Here is a 26,152-nt window from a genome sequence, read left to right as displayed (position 1 = left end):
CAGGCGCAAGCCGGCCCCGGACCTGCTCAGCCGGCGGCCAACGCCTCAGCCACCAGGCCGAAGAAGCGCTGGCGGTCGTACTCCAGCAGCAGGCGGGTATTGTCGGGGGCGCCGCCCTGGCGGTTCCAGTCCACCACCGTCATGCCACGGGTATGGGTCCCGGCCAGCTCTACCTGGACCGGCCGCTGCTCCAGCCGCAGTGCGCCTTCCGGCTGCAGCGCGAATGCCATCGCCAGGGCATCGGCGGCATACCAGTATTCGCCGCGACTGTCCTCCGACCACAGCCGGGTCTTGCGGGAAATCTCCTCGTAGAAGCGCGCACGCGGCGAATCGGCGGCCAGCCAGCGCTCGACGTCGCGGTGCGGCAGGCCATGCGCGACCGTGGCTTCCCAATCGGCCACATCGAACTGCGGGAATGACCGGAAGACGATATGCGCGGCCTCCGGGTCGAAGCCGATATTGAACTCGGCTGCCGGGGTGATGTTGCCGTGACCGGTCAGCGCGCCGCCCATCACCACCAGCCGAGCCACACGCTGCGGCAGCGTCGGGTCCAGGGTCAGCGCCAGGGCGAGGTTGGTGAGCGGCCCGAGCGCGACCAGCAGCAGGCGGCCGGCGTGGGCATGCGACAGCCGCAGGATCGCCAGCGCGGCATGCTCGGCATCCACGCCATGCGCCGCCGGCGGCAGGCCGACGTCGCCGAAGCCATCGATGCCGTGCACATGCGCCGCGTCGACCGAGGGATGCAACAAGGGTTGCGGACATCCCGCATGCACCGGCACATCCGCGCGACCGACGATCTCACAGACCTTCAAGGCATTGCGCACGGTGTACTCCAGCCCGACGTTGCCGGCGGCGATGGTCAGTCCCACCACCTGGTGACGCGGGTCGTTGAAGGCCATCAGCAATGCCAGCGCGTCGTCCACGCCCGGGTCGGTATCGATCAACAGCGGAATCTTGTCAGTCATGGGCTCGGAATTGGGCAAACATTCGGGATGTGATCGGCCATCTTCGCAAGGATCCGCCGATCACGCGAATCGCCGTGCACCCGCCACGCGACCAGCCTCCGCGCTCACGCAGTCCCAATCCCGCTTCCCGGCGTCCACATCCACGCCTCACGCAGCGGCATAGCGCACGGCCCCGCCGATCCAGCGCGCGACCAGTTGATCGGCGATCTGCGGCGACTGCGCGAGCAACTGGTCGGCCAGCACCTGCACGCGCGGCAGCAAGCCAGCATCGCGCGCCAGATCGGCAATCCGGAAACTGGCCAACCCGGTCTGACGGGTTCCCAGCAACTCACCCGGTCCGCGCAGTTCGAGGTCCTTCTCGGCGATCACAAAGCCATCGTTGGTCTGGCGCATGGTTTCCAGCCGCTGCCGTGCCATCAACGACAACGGCGGTTGATACAGAAGCACGCAACTGGACGCGGTGGCGCCGCGGCCGACGCGCCCGCGCAACTGGTGCAACTGCGCCAGCCCCAGGCGCTCGGCGTTCTCGATGATCATCAGCGAGGCGTTGGGCACGTCCACGCCGACCTCGATCACCGTGGTGGCCACCAGCAGATCGCTTTGAGCCTGCTTGAATGCCAGCATCGCACGCTGTTTCTCGACCGGTTTCATGCGCCCATGCACCAGTGCCACGCGCACCCCCGGCAGTTGCGCGGTCAGCGCCTCGAACGTGACCTCCGCCGCCTGCGCCTCGATCCGCGGCGGCCCGCCCTGCGCCGGCTTGTCGCCCTCTTCGCTCTCTTCGATGAGGGTGCACACCCAATAGACCTGGCGCCCCTCGGCGCAGGCGGCACGGATGCGCTCGACCAGTTCGGGCCGGCGCTCGGCGCTGAGCACCAGCGTCTGCACCGGCGTGCGCCCCGGTGGCAGCTCGTCGATTGCCGAGACATCCAGATCCGCATATGCCGACATCGCCAGCGTGCGCGGGATCGGAGTCGCGGTCATCACCAGTTGATGCGGCACCGTACCGGCCGCTGCGCCCTTGTCGCGCAGCGCCAGTCGCTGGTGCACGCCAAAGCGATGCTGCTCGTCGATGATGGCCAGCGCCAGGTCATGGAAGACCACTGCTTCCTGCATCAGGGCATGGGTGCCGACGACCACCTGCGCCTGGCCGGAGGCGACCTCGGCCAGGGCGGCGGCGCGCGCCTTGCCAGTGACCTTGCCGGCCAACCAGACCACGCGCACGCCCAGCGGCTCCAGCCAACCGCGCAGATTGGTCAGGTGCTGCTCGGCCAGCAATTCGGTCGGCGCCGCCAGCGCGACCTGCTTGCCCTGCTCGACCGCCAGCATCGCCGCCAGCGCGGCCACCACCGTCTTGCCGCTGCCAACGTCGCCCTGGACCAGCCGCAACATCGGCGATGGTCGGGCCAGGTCATGGGCGATCTGCGCAAAGACACGCTGCTGCGCGGCGGTCAGCCGGAACGGCAGCGCTGCGCGCAGGCGCTCGACCAAGCCACCGCCGCCGGCCAGCACCGGCGCACGAAAGCGCTGCAAGGCGATCCGCTGCCGACGCAGGCTCAGCTGGTGGGCAAGCAACTCTTCGATCGCCAATCGCTGCTGCGCCGGATGCTGCCCGGCCAACAGCTGCTGCGGGTCGATCTGCGCCGGCGGCCGGTGCAAGGTCAGCAAGGCCTCACGCAGCGGCGGCAGGCACGCGTCCTGCAACCAGTGCGTGGGCAGCAGTTCCAGCGCGTCACCCTCCGGCAAGCGCTCCAGCGCCTGGCCGATCAGCTTGCGAACGGTGGCCGGTCCGACCCCTTCCAGCACCGGATACACCGGGTCCAGGCACTCGCCCAGCCCGGGATCTTCGCCGTCGCCCAGAATGCGATAACTGGGATGCACGATCTCCCAGCCGTGCTGCCCCGGCTTGGGGGTGCCGAAGGCGCGCAGCCGCGCACCCGGCGCGAACTGCGCCACCTGGGCCGCGCGAAAATGGAAGAACCGCAGCACCAAGGTGCCGCCGGAGCCATCGGACACGGCCACCCGCAGCACCGGTCGGTAGCGAAAACCGCGTTCGACCGCTTCCACCCGGCCCTCGATCTGCGCCGGGACGCCGCCTTGCAGGCGCGCGATCGGGGTCAGCCGGGTGCGGTCTTCATAACGTAACGGCAGGTGCAGCCACAGGTCCTGCACCGTGAGGATGCCGCGCGCAGCGAACTTGTCGGCCGCCTTGGGGCCGACGCCGGGCAGGCTGGCAAGCGGCGCCTGCCCGGCAGCGGCCAGTGGAACGGTAGCGAGACGCGCGCGCGGCACAGGGGCGTGTGCGACTTACTCGAGCACCATCACCGCATCGACTTCGAAGCCGGCCCCCTTGGGCAGGCCGGACACCTCGATGGTCGAGCGTGCAGGAAACGGGGCCTGGAAGTAGTCCTGCATCACCGCGTTGACGGCGGCGAACTGGCCCAGGTCGGTCAGGTACAGGCCCAGGCGCACGATCTTGTCCAGCGAACCGCCGGCAGCCTCGGCAACGGCCTTGAGATTGTCGAACGCCCGCCGCGCCTGCGCGCCGATATCGCCCGGCACGATCTCGCCGGTGGCCGGATCGAGCGGGATCTGCCCGGAGAAGTACACGGTATTGCCTGCCCGCACGGCCTGCGAGTAAGGGCCGATGGCAGCCGGCGCCTGGTCGGTGTGGATGATCTGGGACATGCAAACTCCATCAGCACTGAAAACGAGCGCGCATTGTATCGGTGCGCGCCGTGGGCGGGCGACCAAGCGCGAAGCGACGAGGTACCCGCCGTCGCGTCGGATACCGGTGCGGCCCTGTCCGCCGACCGCTGCTGTGGAGGCGCCCGGCAGCGGCCATGGCGGTTGCGCAAACAGCAGCCACAGCTCGCTGCGCCAAACCGCGCGCCCGCCCAACCGATCGAGATCGCGCCAGCCAGCGAAACAGACAATACTGAGTTCCCGTATCTGCGGACCTTCCAGGCACAAGCTTGGGCGCCAGCAATTGAGGACACCGCGGGGCGTCTGTGGCCTGCTCCGCCGGCGCGTCCCCCACAGGCGACGTGGTGAGACGCGCTATTGGCGACCGACGCTCTGCACCACGTGCAAGCGGCGCAGCCGACGCATCACCTCGGCCAGGTGGCGGCGATCGCGTACCTGGATGTTGAAGCGCAACACCGCAGCATTGAAGTCGCGATCGAGATAATCGACGCGTTCGATGTTGGATTGACTCTGCGCGATCGCCGCCGCCAGCTGCGCCAGCACGCCGGTGCGGTTCTCCACCTCCACGATCAACGCGGTGTCGTAGTCGCCGCTGACGTTGGAATCCCAATCGATCGGTACCCAGCGCTCGGGCGACTTGCGCAACTCGGCCAAGTTCGGGCAATCCAGGCGGTGCACCACGATGCCCTTGCCGGCCGTGTGATACCCCATGATCTCGTCGCCGGGAATCGGCTGGCAGCAGTTGGCGAAACTGATCACGCCGCGCTCACTGCCGTCGATCAGGATCTTTTCGTGCGAATGCTTGGAATGGCCGCCACCGCGCAGTTCGGCATAGGCCATCAACGCCTGCGCGGCCTGCGTCGGCATCCAGTTGCCCAGCGCCACATCGGCCAGCAGCGCCTCCAGGCGTGGATAGCGATGCTCGTTGAGGAAGGCGTCCAGGCGGCCCTTGGGCAGGCGTTCGAGCGAGGAATCCATCGCTTCCAGCGCGCGATCGAGCATGCGGTGACCCAACTGCACGGCATCTTCGTGCTCGAGCTGCTTGAGCTGGTGGCGAATGGCGGTGCGCGCCTTGCTGCTGACCACGAACTCCAACCACTGCGGCTTGGGCGTGGCCGAGCGCGCGGTGATGATCTCCACCGCCTGGCCGCTGACCAGCTTGGTACGCAGCGGCACCAGCTTCTTGTCCACCCGCGAGGCGACCGCGCGGTTGCCGACGTCGGTATGCACTGCGTAGGCGAAGTCCAGCGCAGTGGAATTACGCGGCAAGGCCAGGATCTTGCCCTTGGGCGTGAACAGGTAGACCTCGTCGGGGAACAGATCGACCTTGACGTTGTCGAGAAATTCCAGCGACGAGCCGGCCGCGCGCTGCGAATCGATCAACTCCACGATCCAGTCGTGCGCCCGACTCTGCGCGCTGTTGGGCGCGGCCGAGCCGACCTTATAGGTCCAGTGCGCGGCGACGCCGCGCTCGGCGATCAGATCCATTTCCTCGGTGCGGATCTGCACTTCGATCGGCGAGCCGTAGGGACCGAACAGCACGGTATGCAGCGACTGGTAGCCGTTGGCCTTGGGGATCGCGATGAAGTCGCGGAAGCGTCCGTCCAGCGGTTTGAACGTCGCATGCACTGCGCCCAGCGCGTGGTAGCAATCGGCCACCGAGCGCACCACCAGCCGGAAGCCGAATACGTCCATCACCTGGTCGAAGGATTTGTTCTCCTCGTGCATCTTGTTGTAGATGCTCCAGGGCGTCTTGATGCGGCTGACCAGACGATGCTCCAGCCCTTCCTTGGCCAGGCGCTGGCTCAGCTGCACCTCCACCTGCGCCATCGATTCGCGGCGCACCACCGGCTGGCTGCGAATGTGCTTTTCGAGGATGGCGTGGCGCCACGGATACAGCGCACGGAAGCCGAGGTTCTGCAGTTCGGACTTGATCAGGCTCATGCCCAGGCGCTGGGCGATCGGCGCGTAGATCTCCAGCGTCTCGCGGGCGATGCGGCTGCGCGCCTCGGTGCTCTGCGCGCCCAGCGTGCGCATGTTGTGCAGCCGATCGGCGAGCTTGATCATGATCACCCGCAGATCGCGCGACATCGCCAGCAGCATCTTGCGGAAGCTTTCGGCCGCCGCCTCCTGCCGATCACGGAATTTGAGCTTGTCCAGCTTGGTGACGCCATCGACCAGTTCGGCCACCGCCTCGCCGAACTCGGCAGCCAATTCCTCACGGGTCAGCGGCGTGTCTTCGATGGTGTCATGCAGGATCGCGGCGATCAGCGATTCCATGTCCAGGCCGAGCTCGGCCAGCACCCCGGCCACGGCCACCGGATGGGTGATATAGGGCTCGCCGGACTTGCGGGTCTGGCCGGCATGCGCGGTGGCTCCCACTTCCCAGGCGCGACGCAGGATCGGCAACTGCTCCTTGGGCAGATAGCTGGCGGCGCGTTCGAATTGCAGGACATAGTCGGGGATGTCCGGGTCGGAGGACGCGGACGGCACGACGCTCGCCTGGGCGGTGGGGCCTGGGTTCATGGCAGAAGACTATGCCAGTGACCGGTTTGCGGCAATGCGGCACGTGAACGTGCAAGGATGTCAAGGGGGGCAGAGATGGTCTGGCGACCCCGTGGAGGCCTGGACCGCATACCCTGCACTATTACTCAGCCCAAGCAACATTTGCCCAGTTGCTACACTCCAGAGTCCGTTGCCCTGACGAGACGCCGATCCATGCACGCCCCACCCGGCCTGATCATCTTCGACTGCGACGGCGTGCTGGTCGACAGCGAGCCGCTGGCCTGCTCGGTCCTGGCGCAAACGCTGCGACGGCATGACTTGGACATGGACGCCGCTGCGGTCAAGCAGCGCTTTCTCGGGCGTAGCCTGGCCAGCGTACGTGCACATGCACAGACGCTGGGCATCGCGCTGCCCGACACCTTCGAGCCCGATCTCAACACCGAACTGCTGGCGCGCCTGCGCAGCGACCTGCGACCAGTCCCCGGCGTGGCGGCACTGCTGGAGGTGCTGGACCGGCCGCTATGCGTGGCCTCGTCCAGTCATCTGGAACGGGTCCGGCTGTGCCTGCAGGTCACCGGGCTGGCGCGTTACTTCGGCCAGCACGTGTATACCGCCGAGCGCGTCGCGCACGGCAAGCCGGCACCGGACCTGTTCCTGTTCGCCGCCGACGGCATGCAGGTTGCGCCCGGAAACTGCCTGGTGATCGAAGACAGCCCCAGCGGTCTGCAGGCGGCCCGCGCGGCCGGCATGCAAGGCTGGGGATTCACCGGTGGCAGCCATCACGGCGCCACGGCCGACGCCGCTGCAGCGCTGACCACGGCCGGTGCGGTGCGCGTATTCGACAGCATGGCGGCCGTGTCCGCTGCGCTGGATGCCGCCGGCTGCGTACGCCCGGGCACTGCGTTAGGCTGAGACGTCCAAGCGTCCACATGCGAAAGATGGCCAACTCCGACAGCGACACCACGCGACTCGACGCCGCTGCCCGTGCCGGCTGGCTGTACTACATCGCAGGCAACACCCAGGACGAAATCGCCCGCAAGCTCAAGGTCTCGCGTGCCACCGCGCAGCGACTGGTGTCGCTGTGCCTGAGCCAGCGCCTGATCACTTTTCGTCTGGAACACCCGATCGCCGCCTGCATGGATCTGGCCGCGCAGCTGCAGGATCGCTTCGGCATTGGCTACTGCGAAGTGGCGCCCACCGATCCGGCCGATCCGGGCCTGGTCACCGGCGTGGCCGAGCGTGCCGCGGCGCTGCTGGAATCCACCCTGCGCAGCGACACCCCGAGCATCATCGGCATCGGCACCGGCCGCTCGATGCGCGCGGCGGTGGAGCGGATCCCGGCGATGCAGACGCGCAACCATCAGCTGGTGTCGCTGGTCGGCAATATCTCCCCAGACGGCTCGGCGAGCCCGTTCGATGCGGTGGCGCGCCTGGCCGACCTGACCGGTGCTCAGCATTACCCGATGCCGCTGCCGGTGTTCCTGTCATCGCAGACCGAGCGCAAGAGCCTGCTGGGCATCGAAGTGGTGCGCAAGGTGCGAGCCATCGCCGACAAGGCCGATCTGCGCTTGGTCGGTGTCGGGCAACTGGACCAGACCGCCCCGCTGCATGTGGACGGCTTCATCAGCCGGACCGAGCTGCTGGAACTGATCCGCCTTGGCGCCGTGGGCGAGGTCATCGGCTGGGCCATCAATGCCGACGGCGAGATCATCGACGGCGGCAGCAACCTGCGCCTGACCAGCATGCCGCACAGCGTGCCTTCGCGCAGCCTGACCATTGGCGTGGCCGCAGGCACGGTCAAGGTGGGGCCGATCAAGGCCGCCTTGAAAGGCCGCATCCTCAATGGCCTGATCACCGACGAGCACACCGCCAAGGCCTTGCTCGCGGGCTGAGTCACGGCCGCGCACAGCGGCGCAAGACAGTTTTTTCATGACGTTTTTCGTCCGGCTGCGGGCGCCCTGGCGTGCGCAGCGATGCTGCGTTGCACGATCGAAAGTGCTTTACAGCATGCCCACAGCGTGGGCATATGCACACCACACGGGCATTTGCTCAACCAACCTCGACCCGAGGCATCGGTATGAACACTTCGATCAAGACGCTGATCTGCGTGGGACTGAGTACCGCACTGGCCGGCTGCGGCGGTGGCGGACGACAGGATGGCAATGCGGCGGCCAGGCAGGACACGCTGGTGATAGCCACCGTCAACAACGGCGACATGATCCGCATGCAGAAGCTCACCGCCGACTTCACCGCCCAGCATCCGGACATCAAACTGGAGTGGGTGACGCTGGAAGAAAACGTGCTGCGCCAGCGCGTGACCACCGACATCGCCACCAAGGGCGGGCAATTCGACGTCCTGACCATCGGCACCTACGAGGTGCCGATCTGGGCCGAGCGCGGCTGGCTCAAGCCGCTGACCTTCGACGCCGACTACGATGTGGAAGACCTGATGCCGCAGATCCGCGATGCGGTCAGCGACAAGGGCAAGCTGTACGCAGCGCCGTTCTACGCCGAAGGCTCGATGCTGATGTATCGCACCGACCTGCTGCAGAAGGCGGGCCTGCAGATGCCGGCGCAGCCGTCGTGGAGTTTCGTGGCCGATGCCGCGCGCAAGCTCACTGACAAACAGAATGGCGTGTACGGCATCTGCCTGCGCGGCAAGGCTGGCTGGGGCGAGAACATGGCCTTGATCAGCGCAATGGGCAATGCCTTCGGTGCGCGCTGGTTCGATGAGCAGTGGAAGCCGCAGTTCGACCAGCCGGAATGGAAAGCCGCACTTCAGACCTATGTGGATGTCATGAAACAGGCCGGCCCGCCCGGCGCGGCCTCCAACGGTTTCAACGAGAATCTGGCACTGTTCAACGCCGGCAAGTGCGCCATGTGGGTGGATGCCACGGTGGCGGCGTCGTTCATCAGCAACCCGAGCGAATCCAAGGTGGCCGACAAGGTCGGCTTCGCGCCTGCGCCGGATGCCGGCAAGGGCAAGACCACCGGCTGGCTATGGGCCTGGAATCTGGCGATTCCGGCCAGTTCCAAGAAGGCAGACAAGGCGCAGACCTTCATCGCCTGGGCCACCGGCAAGCACTACATCGAGCTGGTCGCCGCCAAGGACGGTTGGGTCAATGTACCGCCGGGCACGCGTCAGTCGCTGTATGCCAATCCCGCGTATTTAAAGGCCGCGCCGTTCGCCAAGCCGACCCTGGCCGCCATCCAGGGCGCCGATACCCATCATCCCGCAGTCAAGCCGGTGCCCTATGTCGGCGTGCAGTACGCGGCCATCCCGGAATTCCAGTCGATCGGCACCACGGTCGGCCAACAGTTCTCTGCGGCGCTCACCGGCTCGGTCAGCGTGGACGACGCGCTGAAAAACGCCCAGGCCAGCACCGAGCGCGAAATGCTGCGCGCCGGCTACCCGAAGAAGTAACGCCTACGTTTCCGTGCGGCACCGCCGTACGGCCTGGAGACCGCTGCATGCTCGGCGCAGGCGCGCCGGGCCTCATCACGCGAGGCAATCGATGAAGATCAGGCATACCTTTGCTGCGCTGCCCACCCTGGCCGCCAGCCTGCTGTGCGCCCCCGCGCAGGCCGCCGATGCATTCGACCCGGGCAAGCATATCGGCGGCGACTGGGGCGGCGCGCGCAGCGCACTCGCCGAGCAGGGCGTGGAATTCAAGCTGGCCCATTTCAGCCAGACCGCGCACAACCTCTCCGGCGGGGAACGCAAGACCACCGCCTACGCCGATCAATTCTTTCTTGGCGGCTACTTCGACCTGGACAGGCTTTGGGGCTGGACCGGCGCCGACTTCAAGCTGGAGATCACCAACCGCAACGGCGACCTGATCAACACCAAGGCCGGCATTCCCACCCTGCTGCAGGCGCAGCAGATCTTCGGCCGCGGCCCGGTGACGCGCCTGACCCAGTTCTCGCTGACCCAGCGCCTGCTCGACGACCGCCTGTCGTTAAAGGCTGGCCGCATCTATCCAAGTGCGGACTTCTTTGCGTTGAACTGCAACTTCCAGCATCTGACCTTCTGCAGCGGCGGCTCGTCCAACTACATCAGCAACAACTGGTATGGCGATCCGCTCAGTGCCTGGGGCGGTGTGGTCTCCTTCAGCCCGGACAAGCGCTGGTTTTTCCGCGTCGGCGGCTACGATGCCAACCCGCAGAACCGCTCCACCGACCAGGGCCTGAAACTGCGTACCTCCGGTGACGACCACGGCACGCTGATGGTGGCCGAGGTGGAATTCAAACCCGACTACGGCAATGGTCTGGATGGCGACTACCGCATCGGTGCGGTGCGCAACAGTCACGATCAACCCCGGGTCTACAACCAGATCGGCCTGCCCACCAGCCTGAGCGCGAGCCCGGCCACGCTGCAGGACACCGATCGCGCGTTCTACGCCAACGTCGAACAGCAACTCACCAGCAACGGAGACGGTGGCGGCCTGCGCATGTTTGCCAGCGTCATCGATGCCGACGACGAGGTCAGCACGGTCGGCCAGGTCGTGGCGCTCGGCGCATTCTGGAAGGGCGTCTTTCCCGCACGGCCGAACGACCGCATCGGCCTGGCATTCGGCCGCAATGCACTCAGCAACCGGTTGCGCAGCGCCCAGCGCGCCTACAACCAACGCCTGCCGAGCGGCGCGGGCGCGATCGAGGTGCAGCGCTACGAGTATCCGATCGAACTCAACTACAACATTGCCGTCAGCCGCGGCATCGAGATCATGCCCAGCGTGCAGTACATCCGGCATCCCGGCGGGCGCGATGTCGATCACGCCACCCTGCTCGGCCTGCAGGTCAGCCTGAACTTCTAGTCGCGCAGCGACTGTTTGCCGCCTGCGTATGCGCGGCGGGCCAGGTCGCTCCAACGTCCGTCGCGCACCGTCACGCGCGCGCCTCGCCGTCCCTGTAACGGACCTTCCAATGGCCACGCAGCAAACCCAACGCCTCGCCCGCTTCCTGATCGCGCCGTCGATCCTGCTGTTGCTGGCCTGGATGATCGTGCCGCTGGCGATGACAGTGTGGTTTTCCACATTGCATTACGACCTGCTCAACCCGGAGAAAACCTTCGTCGGGCTAGGCAACTTCCACTACTTCCTGAGCAACCCTGCCTTTTTGTCCTCGCTCGGCAACACCTTGCTGCTGGTCGGCTCGGTGCTGGCGATCACCGCCGGCTGCGGCGTCCCGATCGCCTTGCTGCTCGACCAGGCGTTCGTGGGCCGACGCATCGTACGTCTGTTGCTGATCGCCCCCTTTTTCGTGATGCCCACGGTCAGCGCGCTGATCTGGAAGAACCTGCTGATGCACCCGGTGTCCGGCTTGCTGGCGTGGCTATGGCAGTCGCTGGGGCTGACGCCGATCGACTGGTTCACCCAATACCCGATGCTGTCGATCATCCTGATCGTGGCCTGGCAGTGGCTGCCGTTCTCGGTGCTGATCCTGTTGACCGCGCTGCAGTCGCTGGACGAAGAACAGCAGGAAGCGGCGTTGATGGATGGTGCTGGTGTGTTCGACCGCTTTTTCCATCTCACGCTGCCGCATCTTGCGCGCCCACTGACCATCGTGGTGCTGATCGAAACGATCTTCCTGCTGACGGTGTTCGTGGAGATCTACGTCACCACCGGCGGCGGCCCGGGCATGCAGACCACCAACCTGGCCTACCTGATCTATTCGCAGGCGCTGTTGCAGTACGACGTCGGTGCCGCATCCGCCGGCGGCCTGATCGCGGTGGTGCTAGCCAATCTGGCGGCGATCTTCCTGGTCCGCATCGTCGGCAAGAACCTGGAGACCTGAGATGGCCCGTCGTGCCCCCACGCTGCAAGTGCTTGCCACCACCATCGCCGCCTGGGTGGTGGGTGGGGTGATGTTCTTCCCGATCCTGTGGATGCTACTGACCAGCTTAAAGAGCGAGATCGACGCATTTTCCACGCCGCCCAGCTTCCTGCTCTTCCATTGGACGCTGGAAAACTACGCCGCCGTACAGGCACGCAGCGATTATCTCGCGCACGCGTGGAATTCGGTGGTGGTGGCATTGGGCTCCACGTTGATCGCGCTGGCGATCGCCATCCCCGCGGCCTGGTCGATGGCATTCGCCCCGACGCGGCGCACCCGCAGCATCCTGCTGTGGATGCTGTCGACCAAGATGCTGCCGCCGGTGGGGGTGCTGGTGCCGATCTACCTGCTGTACCGCGACTGGGGCCTTCTGGATACCCAGCTCGGTCTGGTGATCGTGCTGTGCCTGGGCAACCTGCCGATCATGGTGTGGATGTTGTTCAACTACTTCAAGGACATCCCCAAGGACATCCTGGAAGCGGCGCGCATGGACGGCGCCACCATCGGCAAGGAGATTCTCTACATCCTGGCCCCGATGGCGATACCCGGCATCGCCTCCTCGCTGCTGCTCAACGTGATCCTGGCCTGGAACGAGGCGTTCTGGTCGCTGAATCTGTCCTCGTCCAAGGCCGCGCCGTTGACCGCCTTCATCGCGTCCTATTCGAGCCCCGAAGGCCTGTTCTGGGCCAAGTTGTCGGCTGCATCGACCATGGCGATCGCTCCGATTCTGGTGCTGGGCTGGTTTTGCCAGAAGCAACTGGTGCGCGGTCTGACCTTCGGTGCCGTGAAATAACTCACTCAACGCAACAGGTGGTTCATGGGACGCATCACGCTGCAAGCTGTCAACAAATCCTTCGGCGACACGCAGGTCATCCACGGTGCCGACCTGGAGATCGACGACGGCAAGTTCGTGGTCTTCGTCGGCCCGTCCGGTTGCGGCAAGACTACCTTGTTGCGGCTGATCGCCGGACTGGAAGACGTCAGCGGCGGACGCATCCTGATCGATGGCGAGGATGTCACCCGGCTGCCGCCGGCTCGGCGCGGACTGTCGATGGTATTCCAGTCGTATGCGCTGTATCCGCACATGAGCGTGCGCAAGAACATTGCCTTCGGGCTGAAGATGGCGCGCGTGCCCAAGGCCGAGATCGAGCGGCGGGTGGCGCAGGCCGCCACCGTGCTCAACCTCACCGACTATCTGGACCGCAGGCCCGGCCAGTTGTCCGGCGGCCAGCGCCAGCGCGTAGCGATCGGCCGCGCCATCGTGCGCGAGCCCAAGGGTTTCCTGTTCGACGAACCGCTGTCCAACCTGGACGCCGCCTTGCGCGTGCAGATGCGCCTGGAAGTCACCCGCCTGCAGAAACAACTCAGGACCACCGCGGTCTACGTCACCCACGATCAGGTCGAGGCGATGACCATGGCCGACGAGATCGTGGTGCTGCAGGCCGGGCGCATCGAGCAGGTCGGCACGCCGCTGGAACTCTACGAGCGCCCGGCCAATGTATTCGTAGCGGGTTTCATCGGTTCCCCGCGCATGAACCTGCTGCAGGGCGAGGTGGCCGCGCGCCATGGCGCGGTCACGCTCGGCGTGCGTCCGGAACATATCGCCGTGCATCGCGGCAGCGCCACGGCCACTGCCGGCGGCGAAGCTTGGCCGGGCACCGTAGTCCAGGCCGAACATCTGGGCAGCGACACCTTCGTCTATGTGCAGATCCCCGGTGTGGGCACCGTGGATGCGCGCTGCACCGGCGACCTGCGCGTCGCAGTGGGCGACAGCGTCACCTTGATCCCCGACCCGCAGCACCTGCATCGCTTCGATGCCGGCCAGCAAGCCATGCGTTGAGCGCTGCAGCGTTAACCCTTTCCCTCCCCCACGTGCAAGACTCAGCAGGAGACGCGCGATGTATCTGGACAAGTTCAAACTCGATGGCCGCGTGGCGGTCGTCACCGGCGGCGGCCGCGCGATCGGCCTGGCCATTTGCGATGCGCTGGCCGAAGCCGGCGCCAAGGTGGTGATTGCCGATCACGACATCGCGGTGGCCGAGCAAGGTCTGGCTACCCTGCGCAGCAAGGGCCTGGATGCGGAAATCGTACAGATGGACGTCACCGATTCGACGCGCGTGACCCAGGTGGCCGACGAGCTGCATGCCAAATTCGGCAAGGTCGACATCCTGGTGAACAACGCCGGCATCGCACGCAGCCAGACCCCGGCCGAAACCGTCACCGACGAGCACTGGCTCAATGTCATCGACGTCAATCTCAATGGCACCTTCTGGTGTTGCCGCGCCTTCGGCAAACACATGCTGGACAGCGGCGATGGCGCCATCGTCAATGTCGGTTCGATGTCCGGCTTCATCGTCAACAAGCCGCAGGCGCAGGCGTACTACAACGCCTCCAAGGCAGCCGTGCACCACCTGACCAAATCGCTGGCCGCCGAATGGGGCAACCGCGGCGTGCGCGTCAACGCGGTGGCGCCGACCTATATCGCCACGCCCTTGAACGCCTTCGTCAAGGAAGACCCGGCGATGTACGCCGCCTGGATCGGCGGCACGCCGATGGGGCGACTGGGCGAAGTGGAAGAAATCGCCTCGGTCGCACTGTTCCTGGCATCCCCCGCCGCCAGCCTGATGACCGGCAGTATCGTGCTGGCCGACGGCGGCTATACCTGCTGGTAAGCCATGCATTCGACCAACGATGCCGTGTTCATCGGTGTGGACGTGGGCACCGGCAGTGCACGCGCCGGGCTGTTCGACGCGCGCGGCGGCTTGCTCGGCAGCGCGCGCCATCCCATCCAGACCTGGTATTTGCCGGGGGATATGGTCGAGCAATCGTCCGCGGATATCTGGCAGGCCTGCGTGCAGGCGATCCGCGCGGCGGTGGCGCACGCCGGCGTGGATGCCGCGCGGGTGGCCGGGATTGGCTTTGACGCCACCTGTTCGCTGGTGGCGGTGGCCGCCGACGGCGGGCCGGTGTGCATCAGCCCTTGCGGCCAGGCCGATCGCGACGTCATCGTGTGGATGGACCATCGCGCCGTCGCCCAGGCCGACCACGTCAACGCCACCGGCGACCCTGTATTGCGTTATGTCGGCGGGCAGATTTCGCCGGAAATGCAGATCCCCAAGCTGCTCTGGCTCAAACAGCATCTGCCCGACAGCTATGCGCGCGCCGCGCACCTGTTCGACCTGGCCGACTGGCTGAGCTGGCGCGCCACCGGCAGCACCGACCGCTCGCTGTGCACGGTCACCTGCAAATGGACCTATGTGCAGCACGCTGGCGGCTGGAGCCCGGCCTTCTTCGAACGCATCGGCATGGCCGAGTTGCTCGGTGATCACGCTGCGCGGATCGGCAGCCGGATCGTTGCACCTGGCACCGCACTGGGCCAGGGGCTGACACCCACAGTGGCGGACGAACTGGGCCTGCAGGCCGGGATCGCGGTGGGCGCGGCCTTGATCGATGCACATGCCGGCGCCGTCGGCACCCTCGCCAGCCCCGCTGAGGACGGCCAACCGGTGCCGCTCACCGCTCGCGCGGCCTATATCCTGGGCACCTCGGCCTGCGTGCTGGTAAGCACACAGGCCGCATGCTTCACTCCCGGCGTCTGGGGGCCGTATGACGCGGCGCTGGTGCCGGGGCTGTGGCTCAACGAAGGTGGGCAGTCCGCCGCCGGCGTGGCAATCGACACGCTGGTGCGCTCGCATCCGGGCTACGCCGACGCCAGCGCGCAGGCCACGGCGGCGGGGCTGGATGTCCTGCAGTGGCTGGAGCAACGCATCCTGGCGCAGGCGCGAACGCCCTCGCACGCCGCCTTGCGCGCGCACGGGCTGCACGTGTTGCCGGACTACCTGGGCAACCGCTCACCCGCCGCCGACCCCAGCGCTCGGGCGGTCATCGTCGGGCTCGGCATCGACCATGATCTCGATGGCCTGGAGGCGCTGTATATCGCGGGGATCTGTGGACTCGGCTACGGGCTGGCCGACATCCTCGATGCGCTGCGCGCGCAAGGCGTGTGCATCGACAGCGTGATCATGAGTGGTGGGGCAAGCCACAGCCGGCTGGTACGGCAACTGATGGCCGATGCCTGCGGCATCCGGATGGACGTGGCCGCCACGGCCGAGCCGGTCCTGCTGGGCAGCGCGATGCTGGCAGCGGTGGCCAGCGGTGCGTACCCCGACCTGCCTGCAGCGATGGCGGCAATGAGCGCACTGGGCGCCGGCACCGCAGCGACGCCGGCAGACATTGCAGGTTTCCACGCTGCAAAACGTCGCGGCTACACCGCCATGCAAGCGCTGGAGCGCTCGCTGCGGAGTGAGATGGCGCAGGCGACGCGCACCGACTGACGACTGCTGTCTACGGAGTATGCGCCCGGTCGTCCGGTGCAGCCGGGACAATTCCTGCGACCTGTGCCATGGCGACTCGCACACATACGAGCATGCATCCCGCTCCCCATAACGCAACCGGCCCGCACAGGGCGGGCCGGTCGCAGATCGACTGCCGACGACGCGATGCGCGTCGGCCATGCAGCGACGATCAGTCGTCGTTCTTGGACATGTCCTCGTCGGCGACGACTTCGGCGGCGGCCCATTCCAGCGCTTCGCGCTCGGCGCGCTCGCGTTCGGCCTTCTCCACTTCGTCGATCAGGGCATTGTCGATCCGGCGCGCGGCGATCTCACGCAGCGCCATCACGGTGGGCTTGTCGCCGGCGTCAGCGTTGTCGATCAGCGGCTGCACGCCGTTGGCGAGCTGGCGAGCGCGCTTGGAGGCCATCATGACCAGCTCGAAACGGTTGTTCACGACTTCCAGGCAATCTTCTACGGTAATGCGGGCCATGCGGGCTCCCGGCGACCTGCAATGGCCGCGCATCGAGTGAGGGAAGGGGGGCGAAGTGTACGCCCGCCAGGTCGGCCAGACAACTGGCGACCGTTCAGTTTCCTTTGGAATCAGCCAGTTGGCCGCAGCCAGCCAAGCCTGGGCTTGCGCAAAGTGCGCCGATCCGGGCGCGACAGGACCGGCGCGTTCAGTCCAGCAGGGCGCGGATCAGCTGGGCGTGGCGCTGCTGCTGCGCCTGCCGCCGCAGCCGGCTGGCGGTGAAGATCGCGCACATCTCCGAGACCGCGGTATCGAAGGTCTCGTTGATGATCACGTAGTCGAATTCCTCGAAGTGCAGCATCTCCTCGCGCGCGGCCGCCAGCCGCTGCGCCATTACGTGCTCGCTGTCCTGGCCGCGTTTGCGCATGCGCTCGTCCAGTGCCTGTCGCGACGGCGGCAGGATGAACACGCTGACCGCGTCAGGCACTTTTTGCCGGACCTGGCGTGCGCCCTGCCAATCGATCTCCAGCAAGACATCGTGGCCGGCAGCCAGCTGCGGCTCGACCGACTGCCGCGCCGTGCCCTTCCAGTCGCCATGGACCAGGGCGTACTCGAAGAAATCGCCCGCATCGATCATCTGCTGGAACTCGTCGGCGGAGACGAAATGGTAGTGCTCGGCATGCCGCTCGCCCGGCCGCGGCGCGCGCGAGGTGAACGAGATCGACAAGGCAATCTTCGGATCGCGCGCCAGGGTGGCGTTGACGATGCTGCTTTTGCCGGCACCGGAGGGAGCCGCAACGATATAGAGAGTGCCGCGCATAAGGTCAGGAAGTCGGGATTGGGAAGTCGGGATTCGCGAACGGACTGCGGACCGGTACCACCGGGGTCGACATGCTACCGGGATTGAACGCAGCCCGCTGACATCGGCGATGGCCGCCGCGCCCAATCCCGACGCGCATCGCCCATCCCGGCTATTCGATGTTCTGAACCTGCTCGCGGATCTGGTCGATCAGCACTTTCAGGTCCACTGCGGCGGCCGAGGTACGGCTGTCCACTGACTTGGAGCCCAGTGTATTGGCCTCGCGGTTGAATTCCTGCAACAGGAAATCCAGACGCCGCCCGACCGGCTCGCGTTGACGCAGCACGCGGCGGATTTCGGCGATATGGCTGGACAGGCGGTCCAGTTCCTCGTCGACGTCGAGCTTCTGCAGCCACAGCACCAGCTCCTGCTCGGCACGTCCGGGCTCGACCGGATGCGGCAGATCGGCCAGGCGCGCGGCCAGCTTGGTGCGCTGTCCTTCACGGATCAGCGGAATCAGCGTCCGCACCTCGCCGGCGATGCGCTCGATCGCATCCACCCGCTCGCCGATCGCGGCGGCGAGCTTGCCGCCTTCGCGCTCGCGCGCAGCGACGAAGCTGTCCACCACCTCGTCCAGCAGCGCCAACGCCTGTGCCTGTAACGCCGGTGCGTCGACATCCTGCACCTGCAGCACCCCTGGCACCTGCAGCAGCTCGGTGAAGCCGACCTGCAAGCGCGGGAACACGCCATCCAGGCGGGTGGCCAGCGCGCCGAGCTCCTGCAGCAGCGATTCGTTGACCGCCAGTGTCTGCGCCTGCTCCGGCGCACGCAGGCGCAGCACCAGGTCCAGCTTGCCACGGCTATTCTTGGCGGCGACGCGTTCGCGCAGGATCGGCTCCAGCGCACGCAACTCCTCCGGCAGGCGGACACCGATCTCGAGGAAACGGTGGTTGACCGAGCGCAGCTCGCAGGCCAGCGTGCCCCAGGGCGTGATGCGTTCGCCGCCAGCAAAGGCGGTCATGCTTCGGATCATCGTCAATCCCGTGCCGTCAAAGCGCGAATGGTACCCTAGCGGGCCGTCCCGACCGGCGCTGCCGACGCGGACCTGGCCCGACCACCTCCTGACTTCCGGATTGCCTCGCATGACCTTTTCCCGTCCCAGCGGCCGTACCGCCGACCAATTGCGCCCGGTGCGCATCGAACGCGCCTTCACCCGTCATGCCGAGGGCTCGGTCTTGGTCAGCTTCGGCGACACCCGCGTGCTGTGCACGGCCAGCGTGGAGAACCGCGTGCCGGGCTTTTTGCGCGGCAAGGGCGAAGGCTGGGTGACCGCCGAATACGGCATGCTGCCGCGCTCCACCCACACCCGTTCCGATCGCGAAGCCGCACGCGGCAAGCAGGGCGGACGGACGCTGGAAATCCAGCGCCTGATCGGCCGCTCACTGCGCGCCTGTGTGGATCGCAATGCACTCGGCGAGCGCACCATCACCCTGGACTGCGATGTACTGCAGGCCGATGGCGGCACCCGCACCGCCGCGATCACCGGCGCCTACGTCGCACTGGCCGATGCAGTGAACTGGATGCAGAAGCGCGGCGAGATCAAGAAGCACCCGTTGATCGGCGCGGTCGCGGCGGTGTCGGTCGGTGTGTACCGCGGCGTGCCGGTACTGGATCTGGACTACGCCGAAGACAGCGATTGCGACACCGACATGAACGTCGTGATGAACGACGGCGGCGGCTTCATCGAGCTGCAGGGCACGGCAGAAGGCCACGCGTTCCGCCGCGACGAACTGGATGCGCTGTTGGCGCTGGCCGAGGGCGGCATGAAAGAGCTGTTCGCATTGCAACGGCAGGCATTGGCCGGATGAATCGCCGCATTGCCCTGACCACGCTCTTGGTGGCCGATTACGACGCCGCCATTGCCTGGTATACCGGCGCGCTGGGCTTCCGCGTGCTGGAAGACCGCGCACTGGGCGAGGGCAAGCGCTGGGTGGTGGTCGGTCCGGGCGATGCAAAGCAGGCCGCACTGCTGCTGGCGCAGCCGGCCAACGCCGCACAACGCGCGCGCATCGGCGACCAGACCGGCGGGCGCGTGGACCATTTCCTCTACACCGACGACTTCTGGCGCGATCATGCCGCCATGCTGGCGTATGGGGTGGAATTTCTCGAAACTCCCCGCGAGGAGGCCTATGGCACGGTGGCGGTCTTCCGCGACCTGTACGGCACCCAGTGGGATCTGTTGGAGCCCAAGCCATGAAACAGCTGGTGTTGGCCAGCGGCAACGCCGGCAAGCTGGAAGAGTTGCGCGCCATGCTTGCCGCCCTGCCCTTGCAGATCGTCGCGCAGGGCGAGCTCGGGGTGGAGGACGTGCCGGAAACCGGACTGACCTTCGTCGAGAACGCCTTGATCAAGGCACGCCACGCCAGCGCCGTCACCGGCCTGCCGGCGCTGGCCGACGACTCGGGACTGATCGTCGACGCGCTCGGCGGCGCGCCCGGTCTGTACAGCGCACGCTACGCCGGCAGCCCGACCAATGCGCAGGCCAACAATGCCAAGCTGCTGGAGGCGATGCGCGCGGTTCCGGCGGAGCAGCGCAGCGCGCGCTTCTACGCGGTGATCGTCCTGCTGCGCCATCCAGAAGATCCGCAACCGCTGATCGCCGAAGGCAGTTGGGAAGGGGTGATCACCACCGCGCCGCGTGGCGATGGCGGCTTCGGCTACAACCCGGTATTTCTCGATCCGCGTTACGGCCTGACCGCCGCGGAGATGGATGCTGCGCTGAAGAATCGCCTGAGCCATCGCGCGGTGGCGCTAGCGACACTGCAACAGCAGCTGGCCACCTTGTACTGAGCCTGCTTGCCTCGATGAACGCTACACCCGTCACTGCCACCCATGCGGTCACCGCGCCGCCGGCGCTGCATCCGCCGCCGCTGGCGCTGTACGTGCACCTGCCTTGGTGCGTGCGCAAGTGCCCGTATTGCGATTTCAATTCGCATGCGGCCAAGGGCGCGCTGCCGTTCGAGGCCTATGTCGATGCGCTGATCCGCGACCTCGACCAGGACTTGCCACTGGTGTGGGGACGGGTCGTGCACTCGGTGTTCTTCGGCGGCGGCACTCCCAGCCTGTTTCCGCCCGAAGCGATCGATCGCTTCCTGCAGGCTGCTGCGGCGCGACTGCGGTTCGCGCCACAGCTAGAAATCACCCTGGAAACCAACCCGGGGACCGCCGAACATGGCCGCTTCGACCGCTATCATGCCGCCGGGGTCAATCGCCTGAGCTTCGGCGTGCAGAGCTTCGATGATGCGGCGCTGCAGCGGCTGGGCCGCATCCACGATAGCGCCGAGGCCGAACGGGCGATCAAACTGGCGCAGGACGCCGGCTACGACAACGTCAATATCGATCTGATGTATGCCTTGCCGCAGCAGAGCCTGGCACAGGCCGAAGCCGATCTGGCGCGCGCGTTCGCGCTACAGCCCACCCACCTGTCGCATTACCAGCTCACGCTGGAGCCCAATACGGTGTTCTTCGCGCGGCCGCCGCAGGGGATCCCCGACGAGGACGCAGCCTGGGACATGCAGGAGCACTGCCAGGGTCTGCTCGCCGATGCGGGCTATGCGCAGTACGAGGTCAGCGCCTATGCCCGGCCCGGCCGCCAGTGCGCGCACAACCTCAACTACTGGCGCTTCGGCGACTACCTCGGCATCGGCGCCGGCGCCCATGGCAAGATCAGCTCCGGCGCCGAGCAACAGGTGCTGCGCCGCTGGAAGCACAAGCATCCGCAGACCTTCCTGGACACCGCCGGCACCCCGGCGGCGATCGGCGGTGACGAGGTGGTGGCGGCCGAGCGGCTACCGTTCGAGTACATGCTCAACCTGCTGCGGCTGCACGAAGGGTTTCGACTGGAGACGTTCGAGCGCGCGACCGGGCTGCCGGCTGCCGCGATACAGGCACCGCTGGCGCAGGCGTATCGACAGGGCTGGTTGCAGGAAGAGGCTGGGCATGTGCGCCCCACCGAACTTGGCCGGCGCTTCACCAACGACGTCGTTGCACTGTTCCTGCCCTAGCGCATGCTGGGTACAGCGCGGTAGCAGCGTTGTATTCCCTCAATGCCCATGCCGCTTGCGCCAGCCCACAGTCGCTGATGGGTGCAGAAACGTGCTAAATAGCGCGCCTGCCCCGCTCTCGACGATCTACATGTCCACGCCCGCCCCCTTCGCGCAGACCGCGCTGGCCGCTCCGCTCGCCAGCGCACCGCTCGCGCCCCGTGCGCGGCGCCTGCTGGCCGCGGCCCATGCGCAATGCGCACAGGTGCTGGGCGGCTCGCTGCGGATGACCATCGTCGAACTCGAGCGCGAGTTGCTCTACCAGGCCGAACACGCTCCCAGCAGCCAGCTGCAGGCGGAGATCTACACGCAAACGCGCGGCCTGCGCGACCACGTCGAAGGCTTCCCGGACGCATTTCTGCAGCAGGTGGCGCAGCAGCTGGCCGATCTGGGCAAGCCGCTGGCGGAACCGACGCCAGCCCCGCAACGCCAGCATGCACAGACGCTGACGCTGGTGGAAGACAACGACATCGACCGCGACATCGTGCTGAGCGAGATCGCCCGCCGCGAGACATCCCGCCACAGCAACCTGCTGCATCTGCTGGCGCAGCGGCTGGCAGTGGTCGGCGCGGTACCGGAATTCGATCTGGAACTGCTGCCGCTCGGCCCCTACGGCCTGTGCCGGATCGTGCGCACGCTGGGCGAGACCTTGCAGCTGGGACTGGACAGCCAGATCACCCTGTATCGCGTGTTCGAGCGCCAGGTGGCCGACCGGCTCGCCGATCTGTACGAACGCGTCAACGGCCTGCTCGCGCACGAGGGCATCCTGCCCGGGCTGATCTACCACCCCTATCTGGCCAAGCCCACCCACGCGCAGGCGCGTCGGCGAACCGCCGAGGCTGGCGATGGCGGGCACTCTTCAGCGACCGGAAAGCCTTCCGCTGGCCAATCGCCGTCGCCTGTCCAACTGACGGCCTGGCAACGGGCCCTGATGGACGATCGCAGCGGGATGGCGCTCGCGACTGGCGCCCCCCCGTCCGATACCACGGCCGCCCCAGGGGGCCTGGCCGAGGCCACCGGCATGCTGGAGGCGCTGTTGACCTCGGCGCGCACCGCCCGCCTGCAGGGCCACGCGCCTGTCGTCCGCAACGCCGGCCCCGACACCACGCCGGGAATCGCCGGGTCGCCAGCGCAACTGGTCGCCGCGCTGACACCGCCCGTCCCGCAGGCTGCGGTGCAGGACGTGCTGGCCAGCCTGCAAAGCAGCGTGCCGACACCCACTCCTTCAGCGCCCACGGGCATCGCCGCGGTGCAGCGGCAACTGTTGGCCGCGCTGCAGCAACAACACGGGCCGCACGCCAGCCTATCGCCACAGGACAACGATACGTTCGACCTGCTTGGTCTGCTGTACGCACAGATGCAACGCGACGTGCGCAGGCAGGCGCCAGCGCAGGATCTGCTGGCCAAGCTGCAGGTCCCGGTGCTGCGCGCGGCGTTGAACGACCCGCAGTTCTTCGTCCGCGACCAGCACCCGGTCCGCGAGCTGCTCAATACCGTGGCCGAGTCCGGCGCGACCTGGCTGGGCGAAGACGACGTCGACGCCCAACTGCTGCAAACGCTGGGCCGCAACGTCGAGCGGATCGTGCGCGACTACCAGGGCGACGATGCGGTGTTCGTACGCGCCAACGAAGAAGTGCAGGCGCAGCTGCGCACCCAGGCGCGCAAGGCCGAGGTCGCCGAGCGACGCCAGGTGGACGCAGCGCGCGGCCGCGAGCGCCTGGAGATGGCCAAGCAGCAGGCTGCCACCCGGATCGAGCAGGTCTGCAGCGAGACCGAGCCACCGCGGTTCGTGCAGTCGCTGCTGCGCCAGGCCTGGTCGGATGTGTTGACGCTGACCCTGCTGCGGCAGGGCGGGCAATCGTCGGAATGGAGCGAACGCCAGGCGCTGACTGCGCGCATCGCCGAGACCACCTGCCGCGCCAAGGACCAGCCCGCCGATGTGGAATTGGCCAGCGAGGTGGAGACGGCGCTGTTGCAGGTGGGCTACCACGGCGACGAGGCCGCCGCCATCGCCCGGCGCCTGTCCACCCCGGGTGGCGAGGATGCGGTGACCTCGCGCACCGAGTTGGCGGCCCGGCTGAAAGCACGCGCACGGCTGGGAGACCAGGGCGATGCGAGCGAATCAGCACCGCACAAGCACAGCATCGCACCGCGCAGTGCCGACGAAGAGGCCTGCTACCAGCAACTGCGCAGCCTGCCGTTCGGCAGTTGGTTCGAGTTCGTGGTGAACCAGCAGGGCGACGTCCGCCGCCAGCGGCTGTCCTGGTATAGCCCGGTCACCGACCATGCGCTGTTCGTCAATCAACGCGGGCAGAAGGTTGGCGAACAGTCGCTGGATGCGCTGGCGCGGCTGATGGCCAGCGGCCAGGCCCGGCTGCTGGTGGAAGAGAAGACCCGGCTGATCGATCGCGCCTGGCACGCCACCGTGCGGACCTTGCGCTCGCTGGCCGGCCATCACGCGCAGGAGCAAGCATGATCCAGGACACCCGTCGTGCGCCGCGGCGCCAACCCACCGACCCGGTGCCGGTCACCGACCTGATCGCCGAAACGCAGATCGGCCGGCTCGGCAACATCTCGGAAACCGGCCTGCTGCTGTTGGCGTCGGCGCCCCTGCAGGCCGATGCGCTCTATCAGTTGCGCTTCACCCTGCCCGAACGTATCGGCCGCGCCAGCGAGATCGACGTCGGCGTGCATTTGCTGTGGTGCGAACCGGCGCATGCGCCTGGGCAGTCCTGGGCCGGATTCCGGTTCCTGACCCTCTCAGAGCCGCATCGGCAGCGCCTGCGCGCCTGGATAGGCGACGAGCATCTGGTCGGCTGAAGGGACAGCAGCACGACGATTGCGGCAAAATCGGCGATTGCCTTGCGCCGCCGACGAGTCCCGCATGTCCCAGCCTTCCCTGTCCACGCTCTATGCCGATCACCTGCGCAGCCTGTCCGCGCGCGCCGACCAGGCCTTGCAGCGCGGTGGTTTCGACCATCTGGTCGTCCCCAGCGGCAGCCTGCACTACCAGGTGTTCGACGACCGCGACTACCCGTATGCGGTCAATCCGCAGTTCAAGGCCTGGCTGCCGCTGACACGGGTGCCGCACAGCTGGCTGATCTACACCCCTGGGCAGCGGCCCAAGGTGATCTTCCACCAACCGCGCGATTACTGGCACGTGGTGCCCGCCGCGCCCAATGGCTGGTGGGTCGACCAGTGCGACATCCAGATCATCCGCACGCCCGAAGAGGCGCTGGCGTTATTGCCCCAGCAGAGCGCGCGTTGCGCGATCCTGGGCGAAGCCGGCAGCGCTCTGGGCGCGTATGTCCCCAACAATCCGCAAGCGGTGCTGGACTATCTGGACTACCACCGCGCCTTCAAGACGCCGTACGAACTGGCATTGATGCGCCAGGCGCAGCAGGCCGCCGTGCGCGGGCATCGCGCCGCCGAAGCAGCGTTCCGCGCTGGCCAGAGCGAGTTCGACATCCACATGGCGTACTGCAGCGCAGTCGGCCAGGATGCCAACGAGCTGCCGTATGGCAACATCGTTGCGCTCAACACCCACGGCGCCGTGCTGCACTACACCGAGCTCGAGCGCCAGCCGCCTGCGCCGCCACGCAGCTTCCTGATCGATGCAGGCGCCTCGGCGCATGGCTATGCCAGCGACATCACCCGCAGCTATGCAGCCGATCCCGGTAGCGAGTTCCAGGCCTTGATCGCGGCGGTGGATGCCGCCCAGATCGGCCTGGGCCAGGCGGTGCGCGCCGGCGTGGATTACAAGCAACTGCACGTGGAGGCGCACCTGGCGCTGATGGGCATCCTGCGCGCATTCGGCATCATCACCGTCTCCCCCGAAGCGGCCCTGGCCACCGGCGTCAGCGCGGCGTTCTTCCCGCATGGGTTGGGCCACTTGATCGGCCTGCAGGTACACGACGTGGCCGGCTTCGCCGCCAGCGACCGCGGCGGCCGGATCGAGCGCCCGGCCGGGCACCCCTACCTGCGCCTGACCCGTGTGCTCGAACCGGGCATGGTGGTCACGATCGAACCGGGCGTGTACTTCATCGACATGCTGCTGGACGAGGTCAAGAAGAACGGCCACGCCGCCAGCGTCGACTGGCAGCGCGTGGAGCAGTTCAAGCCCTATGGCGGCATCCGCATCGAGGACGAGGTGGTGTGCACCGAGGATGCCCCTGAAAATCTGACGCGCCCGGTGTTCGACAGCCTGCAGAGCTGAGATCCGCAGCGGCGGCACCGGCCACCGATGCCGCCGCGCCACGCTACCGTCGACGACGCCATCGACCTCAGCGGTGGAGCGAGCGGCCACGCGTGCATAACGAAACGCCCCGAGCGGCGCAGCGCATCGCCTTAGAGCAGCTAACAAAACGACTGCGCAGCCGCCAGGCGGGCGCGGCCGGTGCTCGGAATCCTCATGGACCACTCGTACACTGCGGTTCCTG

Annotated in this window: 23 protein-coding genes; 16 read left to right on the top strand and 7 right to left on the bottom strand. The window is 67.0% G+C overall.

What is annotated here, in order from left to right:
- Positions 1 to 26 precede the first annotated feature (26 nt).
- From CKY51_RS20695 to CKY51_RS20680, 4 genes are all read right to left on the bottom strand, one after another.
- A complete protein-coding gene (locus tag CKY51_RS20695) occupies positions 27 to 965 on the bottom strand; it encodes a nucleoside hydrolase (protein WP_022972870.1) in 939 nt (312 codons plus the stop codon).
- A 147-nt stretch (positions 966 to 1,112) separates the two neighbouring features.
- Entirely contained in the window at positions 1,113 to 3,257 is a 2,145-nt protein-coding gene (gene recG / locus CKY51_RS20690) for an ATP-dependent DNA helicase RecG (protein WP_022972871.1), read from the bottom strand.
- 15 nt (positions 3,258 to 3,272) lie between these two features.
- On the bottom strand, positions 3,273 to 3,653 hold the full coding sequence (locus tag CKY51_RS20685) for a RidA family protein (protein WP_022972872.1): 381 nt from the start codon (positions 3,651 to 3,653) through the stop codon (positions 3,273 to 3,275).
- A 372-nt stretch (positions 3,654 to 4,025) separates the two neighbouring features.
- Positions 4,026 to 6,197, bottom strand: coding sequence for a RelA/SpoT family protein (locus CKY51_RS20680; protein ID WP_022972873.1), 2,172 nt, complete (start codon positions 6,195 to 6,197; stop codon positions 4,026 to 4,028).
- Positions 6,198 to 6,389: 192 nt separating this feature from the next.
- On the opposite strand from CKY51_RS20680, the gene CKY51_RS20675 reads away from it, so the two are divergent.
- The 9 genes from CKY51_RS20675 (at position 6,390) to CKY51_RS20635 (ending at position 16,342) form a co-directional block, all read left to right on the top strand.
- Positions 6,390 to 7,088, top strand: coding sequence for an HAD family hydrolase (locus CKY51_RS20675; protein WP_022972874.1), 699 nt, complete (start codon positions 6,390 to 6,392; stop codon positions 7,086 to 7,088).
- Positions 7,089 to 7,114: 26 nt separating this feature from the next.
- Positions 7,115 to 8,068 carry a sugar-binding transcriptional regulator gene (locus CKY51_RS20670; protein ID WP_022972875.1) on the top strand — a complete coding sequence of 318 codons (954 nt, stop codon included), beginning with the start codon at positions 7,115 to 7,117 and terminating at the stop codon, positions 8,066 to 8,068.
- A 185-nt stretch (positions 8,069 to 8,253) separates the two neighbouring features.
- A complete protein-coding gene (locus tag CKY51_RS20665; protein ID WP_022972876.1) occupies positions 8,254 to 9,600 on the top strand; it encodes an ABC transporter substrate-binding protein in 1,347 nt (448 codons plus the stop codon).
- Between the two features lie 91 nt (positions 9,601 to 9,691).
- Positions 9,692 to 10,990: a carbohydrate porin gene (locus CKY51_RS20660; RefSeq protein WP_022972877.1), complete on the top strand. Its 1,299-nt coding sequence runs from the start codon at positions 9,692 to 9,694 to the stop codon at positions 10,988 to 10,990.
- A gap of 109 nt (positions 10,991 to 11,099) precedes the next feature.
- On the top strand, positions 11,100 to 11,969 hold the full coding sequence (locus CKY51_RS20655; protein ID WP_022972878.1) for a carbohydrate ABC transporter permease: 870 nt from the start codon (positions 11,100 to 11,102) through the stop codon (positions 11,967 to 11,969).
- Between the two features lies 1 nt (position 11,970).
- Complete coding sequence (locus tag CKY51_RS20650; RefSeq protein WP_152249828.1) at positions 11,971 to 12,801, top strand: carbohydrate ABC transporter permease; 831 nt, start codon at positions 11,971 to 11,973, stop codon at positions 12,799 to 12,801.
- 24 nt (positions 12,802 to 12,825) lie between these two features.
- Entirely contained in the window at positions 12,826 to 13,848 is a 1,023-nt protein-coding gene (locus CKY51_RS20645) for an ABC transporter ATP-binding protein (protein ID WP_022972881.1), read from the top strand.
- A gap of 58 nt (positions 13,849 to 13,906) precedes the next feature.
- Entirely contained in the window at positions 13,907 to 14,680 is a 774-nt protein-coding gene (locus tag CKY51_RS20640; RefSeq protein WP_022972882.1) for an SDR family NAD(P)-dependent oxidoreductase, read from the top strand.
- A gap of 3 nt (positions 14,681 to 14,683) precedes the next feature.
- Positions 14,684 to 16,342, top strand: a complete 1,659-nt coding sequence (locus CKY51_RS20635; RefSeq protein WP_022972883.1) for an FGGY-family carbohydrate kinase — start codon at positions 14,684 to 14,686, stop codon at positions 16,340 to 16,342.
- 190 nt (positions 16,343 to 16,532) lie between these two features.
- On the opposite strand, the gene rpoZ is transcribed toward CKY51_RS20635, so the two are convergent.
- The 3 genes from rpoZ to CKY51_RS20620 all read right to left on the bottom strand — a co-directional run bounded on the left by rpoZ (position 16,533) and on the right by CKY51_RS20620 (position 18,643).
- The gene (gene rpoZ, locus CKY51_RS20630) at positions 16,533 to 16,832 is read right to left on the bottom strand and encodes a DNA-directed RNA polymerase subunit omega (RefSeq protein ID WP_022972884.1); all 300 of its coding nucleotides are present in this window, start codon (positions 16,830 to 16,832) and stop codon (positions 16,533 to 16,535) included.
- Between the two features lie 187 nt (positions 16,833 to 17,019).
- Positions 17,020 to 17,631, bottom strand: coding sequence for a guanylate kinase (gmk, locus tag CKY51_RS20625; protein WP_022972885.1), 612 nt, complete (start codon positions 17,629 to 17,631; stop codon positions 17,020 to 17,022).
- A 151-nt stretch (positions 17,632 to 17,782) separates the two neighbouring features.
- The gene (locus CKY51_RS20620) at positions 17,783 to 18,643 is read right to left on the bottom strand and encodes a YicC/YloC family endoribonuclease (RefSeq protein WP_022972886.1); all 861 of its coding nucleotides are present in this window, start codon (positions 18,641 to 18,643) and stop codon (positions 17,783 to 17,785) included.
- Between the two features lie 109 nt (positions 18,644 to 18,752).
- Between CKY51_RS20620 and rph the strand changes: the two genes are divergently transcribed.
- From rph to pepQ, 7 genes are all read left to right on the top strand, one after another.
- Positions 18,753 to 19,478, top strand: coding sequence for a ribonuclease PH (gene rph, locus CKY51_RS20615; RefSeq protein WP_022972887.1), 726 nt, complete (start codon positions 18,753 to 18,755; stop codon positions 19,476 to 19,478).
- Positions 19,475 to 19,867, top strand: coding sequence for a VOC family protein (locus tag CKY51_RS20610; protein WP_022972888.1), 393 nt, complete (start codon positions 19,475 to 19,477; stop codon positions 19,865 to 19,867). The genes rph and CKY51_RS20610 overlap by 4 nt, the downstream gene beginning before the upstream one ends.
- Positions 19,864 to 20,460, top strand: coding sequence for an RdgB/HAM1 family non-canonical purine NTP pyrophosphatase (rdgB, locus tag CKY51_RS20605; protein ID WP_022972889.1), 597 nt, complete (start codon positions 19,864 to 19,866; stop codon positions 20,458 to 20,460). Before CKY51_RS20610 ends, rdgB begins: the two co-directional genes overlap by 4 nt.
- Before the next feature lie 14 nt (positions 20,461 to 20,474).
- Positions 20,475 to 21,674 carry a radical SAM family heme chaperone HemW gene (gene hemW, locus CKY51_RS20600; protein WP_022972890.1) on the top strand — a complete coding sequence of 400 codons (1,200 nt, stop codon included), beginning with the start codon at positions 20,475 to 20,477 and terminating at the stop codon, positions 21,672 to 21,674.
- 130 nt (positions 21,675 to 21,804) lie between these two features.
- Positions 21,805 to 24,189, top strand: a complete 2,385-nt coding sequence (locus tag CKY51_RS20595; RefSeq protein WP_022972891.1) for a DUF1631 domain-containing protein — start codon at positions 21,805 to 21,807, stop codon at positions 24,187 to 24,189.
- Positions 24,186 to 24,533 (top strand): PilZ domain-containing protein, encoded by a 348-nt coding sequence (locus CKY51_RS20590; protein ID WP_022972892.1) that lies wholly within the window; start codon positions 24,186 to 24,188, stop codon positions 24,531 to 24,533. The genes CKY51_RS20595 and CKY51_RS20590 overlap by 4 nt, the downstream gene beginning before the upstream one ends.
- Before the next feature lie 64 nt (positions 24,534 to 24,597).
- Entirely contained in the window at positions 24,598 to 25,929 is a 1,332-nt protein-coding gene (gene pepQ / locus CKY51_RS20585; RefSeq protein WP_022972893.1) for a Xaa-Pro dipeptidase, read from the top strand.
- Positions 25,930 to 26,152 lie beyond the last annotated feature (223 nt).

The organism is Xanthomonas maliensis (assembly GCF_009192945.1).
GTDB classification, from domain to species: Bacteria; Pseudomonadota; Gammaproteobacteria; order Xanthomonadales; family Xanthomonadaceae; genus Xanthomonas; species Xanthomonas maliensis.
The sequence above is the reverse complement of the archived record's forward strand: the minus strand, read 5'-3'. Positions and strand labels throughout refer to the sequence as shown.

Excerpts from the sequence above, each read along its gene's own strand:
- CKY51_RS20680 (WP_022972873.1), bottom strand. The coding sequence starts at position 6,197 with ATGAACCCAGGCCCCACCGCCCAGGCGAGCGTCGTGCCGTCCGCGTCC.
- CKY51_RS20620 (WP_022972886.1), bottom strand. The coding sequence starts at position 18,643 with ATGATCCGAAGCATGACCGCCTTTGCTGGCGGCGAACGCATCACGCCC.
- CKY51_RS20655 (WP_022972878.1), top strand. The coding sequence starts at position 11,100 with ATGGCCACGCAGCAAACCCAACGCCTCGCCCGCTTCCTGATCGCGCCG.
- CKY51_RS20645 (WP_022972881.1), top strand. The coding sequence starts at position 12,826 with ATGGGACGCATCACGCTGCAAGCTGTCAACAAATCCTTCGGCGACACG.
- gmk (WP_022972885.1), bottom strand. The coding sequence starts at position 17,631 with ATGCGCGGCACTCTCTATATCGTTGCGGCTCCCTCCGGTGCCGGCAAA.
- CKY51_RS20590 (WP_022972892.1), top strand. The coding sequence starts at position 24,186 with ATGATCCAGGACACCCGTCGTGCGCCGCGGCGCCAACCCACCGACCCG.
- rpoZ (WP_022972884.1), bottom strand. The coding sequence starts at position 16,832 with ATGGCCCGCATTACCGTAGAAGATTGCCTGGAAGTCGTGAACAACCGT.
- CKY51_RS20675 (WP_022972874.1), top strand. The coding sequence starts at position 6,390 with ATGCACGCCCCACCCGGCCTGATCATCTTCGACTGCGACGGCGTGCTG.
- hemW (WP_022972890.1), top strand. The coding sequence starts at position 20,475 with ATGAACGCTACACCCGTCACTGCCACCCATGCGGTCACCGCGCCGCCG.
- CKY51_RS20610 (WP_022972888.1), top strand. The coding sequence starts at position 19,475 with ATGAATCGCCGCATTGCCCTGACCACGCTCTTGGTGGCCGATTACGAC.
- pepQ (WP_022972893.1), top strand. The coding sequence starts at position 24,598 with ATGTCCCAGCCTTCCCTGTCCACGCTCTATGCCGATCACCTGCGCAGC.
- CKY51_RS20665 (WP_022972876.1), top strand. The coding sequence starts at position 8,254 with ATGAACACTTCGATCAAGACGCTGATCTGCGTGGGACTGAGTACCGCA.
- CKY51_RS20660 (WP_022972877.1), top strand. The coding sequence starts at position 9,692 with ATGAAGATCAGGCATACCTTTGCTGCGCTGCCCACCCTGGCCGCCAGC.
- CKY51_RS20685 (WP_022972872.1), bottom strand. The coding sequence starts at position 3,653 with ATGTCCCAGATCATCCACACCGACCAGGCGCCGGCTGCCATCGGCCCT.
- CKY51_RS20595 (WP_022972891.1), top strand. The coding sequence starts at position 21,805 with ATGTCCACGCCCGCCCCCTTCGCGCAGACCGCGCTGGCCGCTCCGCTC.
- rdgB (WP_022972889.1), top strand. The coding sequence starts at position 19,864 with ATGAAACAGCTGGTGTTGGCCAGCGGCAACGCCGGCAAGCTGGAAGAG.
- CKY51_RS20670 (WP_022972875.1), top strand. The coding sequence starts at position 7,115 with ATGGCCAACTCCGACAGCGACACCACGCGACTCGACGCCGCTGCCCGT.
- rph (WP_022972887.1), top strand. The coding sequence starts at position 18,753 with ATGACCTTTTCCCGTCCCAGCGGCCGTACCGCCGACCAATTGCGCCCG.
- CKY51_RS20650 (WP_152249828.1), top strand. The coding sequence starts at position 11,971 with ATGGCCCGTCGTGCCCCCACGCTGCAAGTGCTTGCCACCACCATCGCC.
- CKY51_RS20635 (WP_022972883.1), top strand. The coding sequence starts at position 14,684 with ATGCATTCGACCAACGATGCCGTGTTCATCGGTGTGGACGTGGGCACC.
- CKY51_RS20640 (WP_022972882.1), top strand. The coding sequence starts at position 13,907 with ATGTATCTGGACAAGTTCAAACTCGATGGCCGCGTGGCGGTCGTCACC.
- CKY51_RS20695 (WP_022972870.1), bottom strand. The coding sequence starts at position 965 with ATGACTGACAAGATTCCGCTGTTGATCGATACCGACCCGGGCGTGGAC.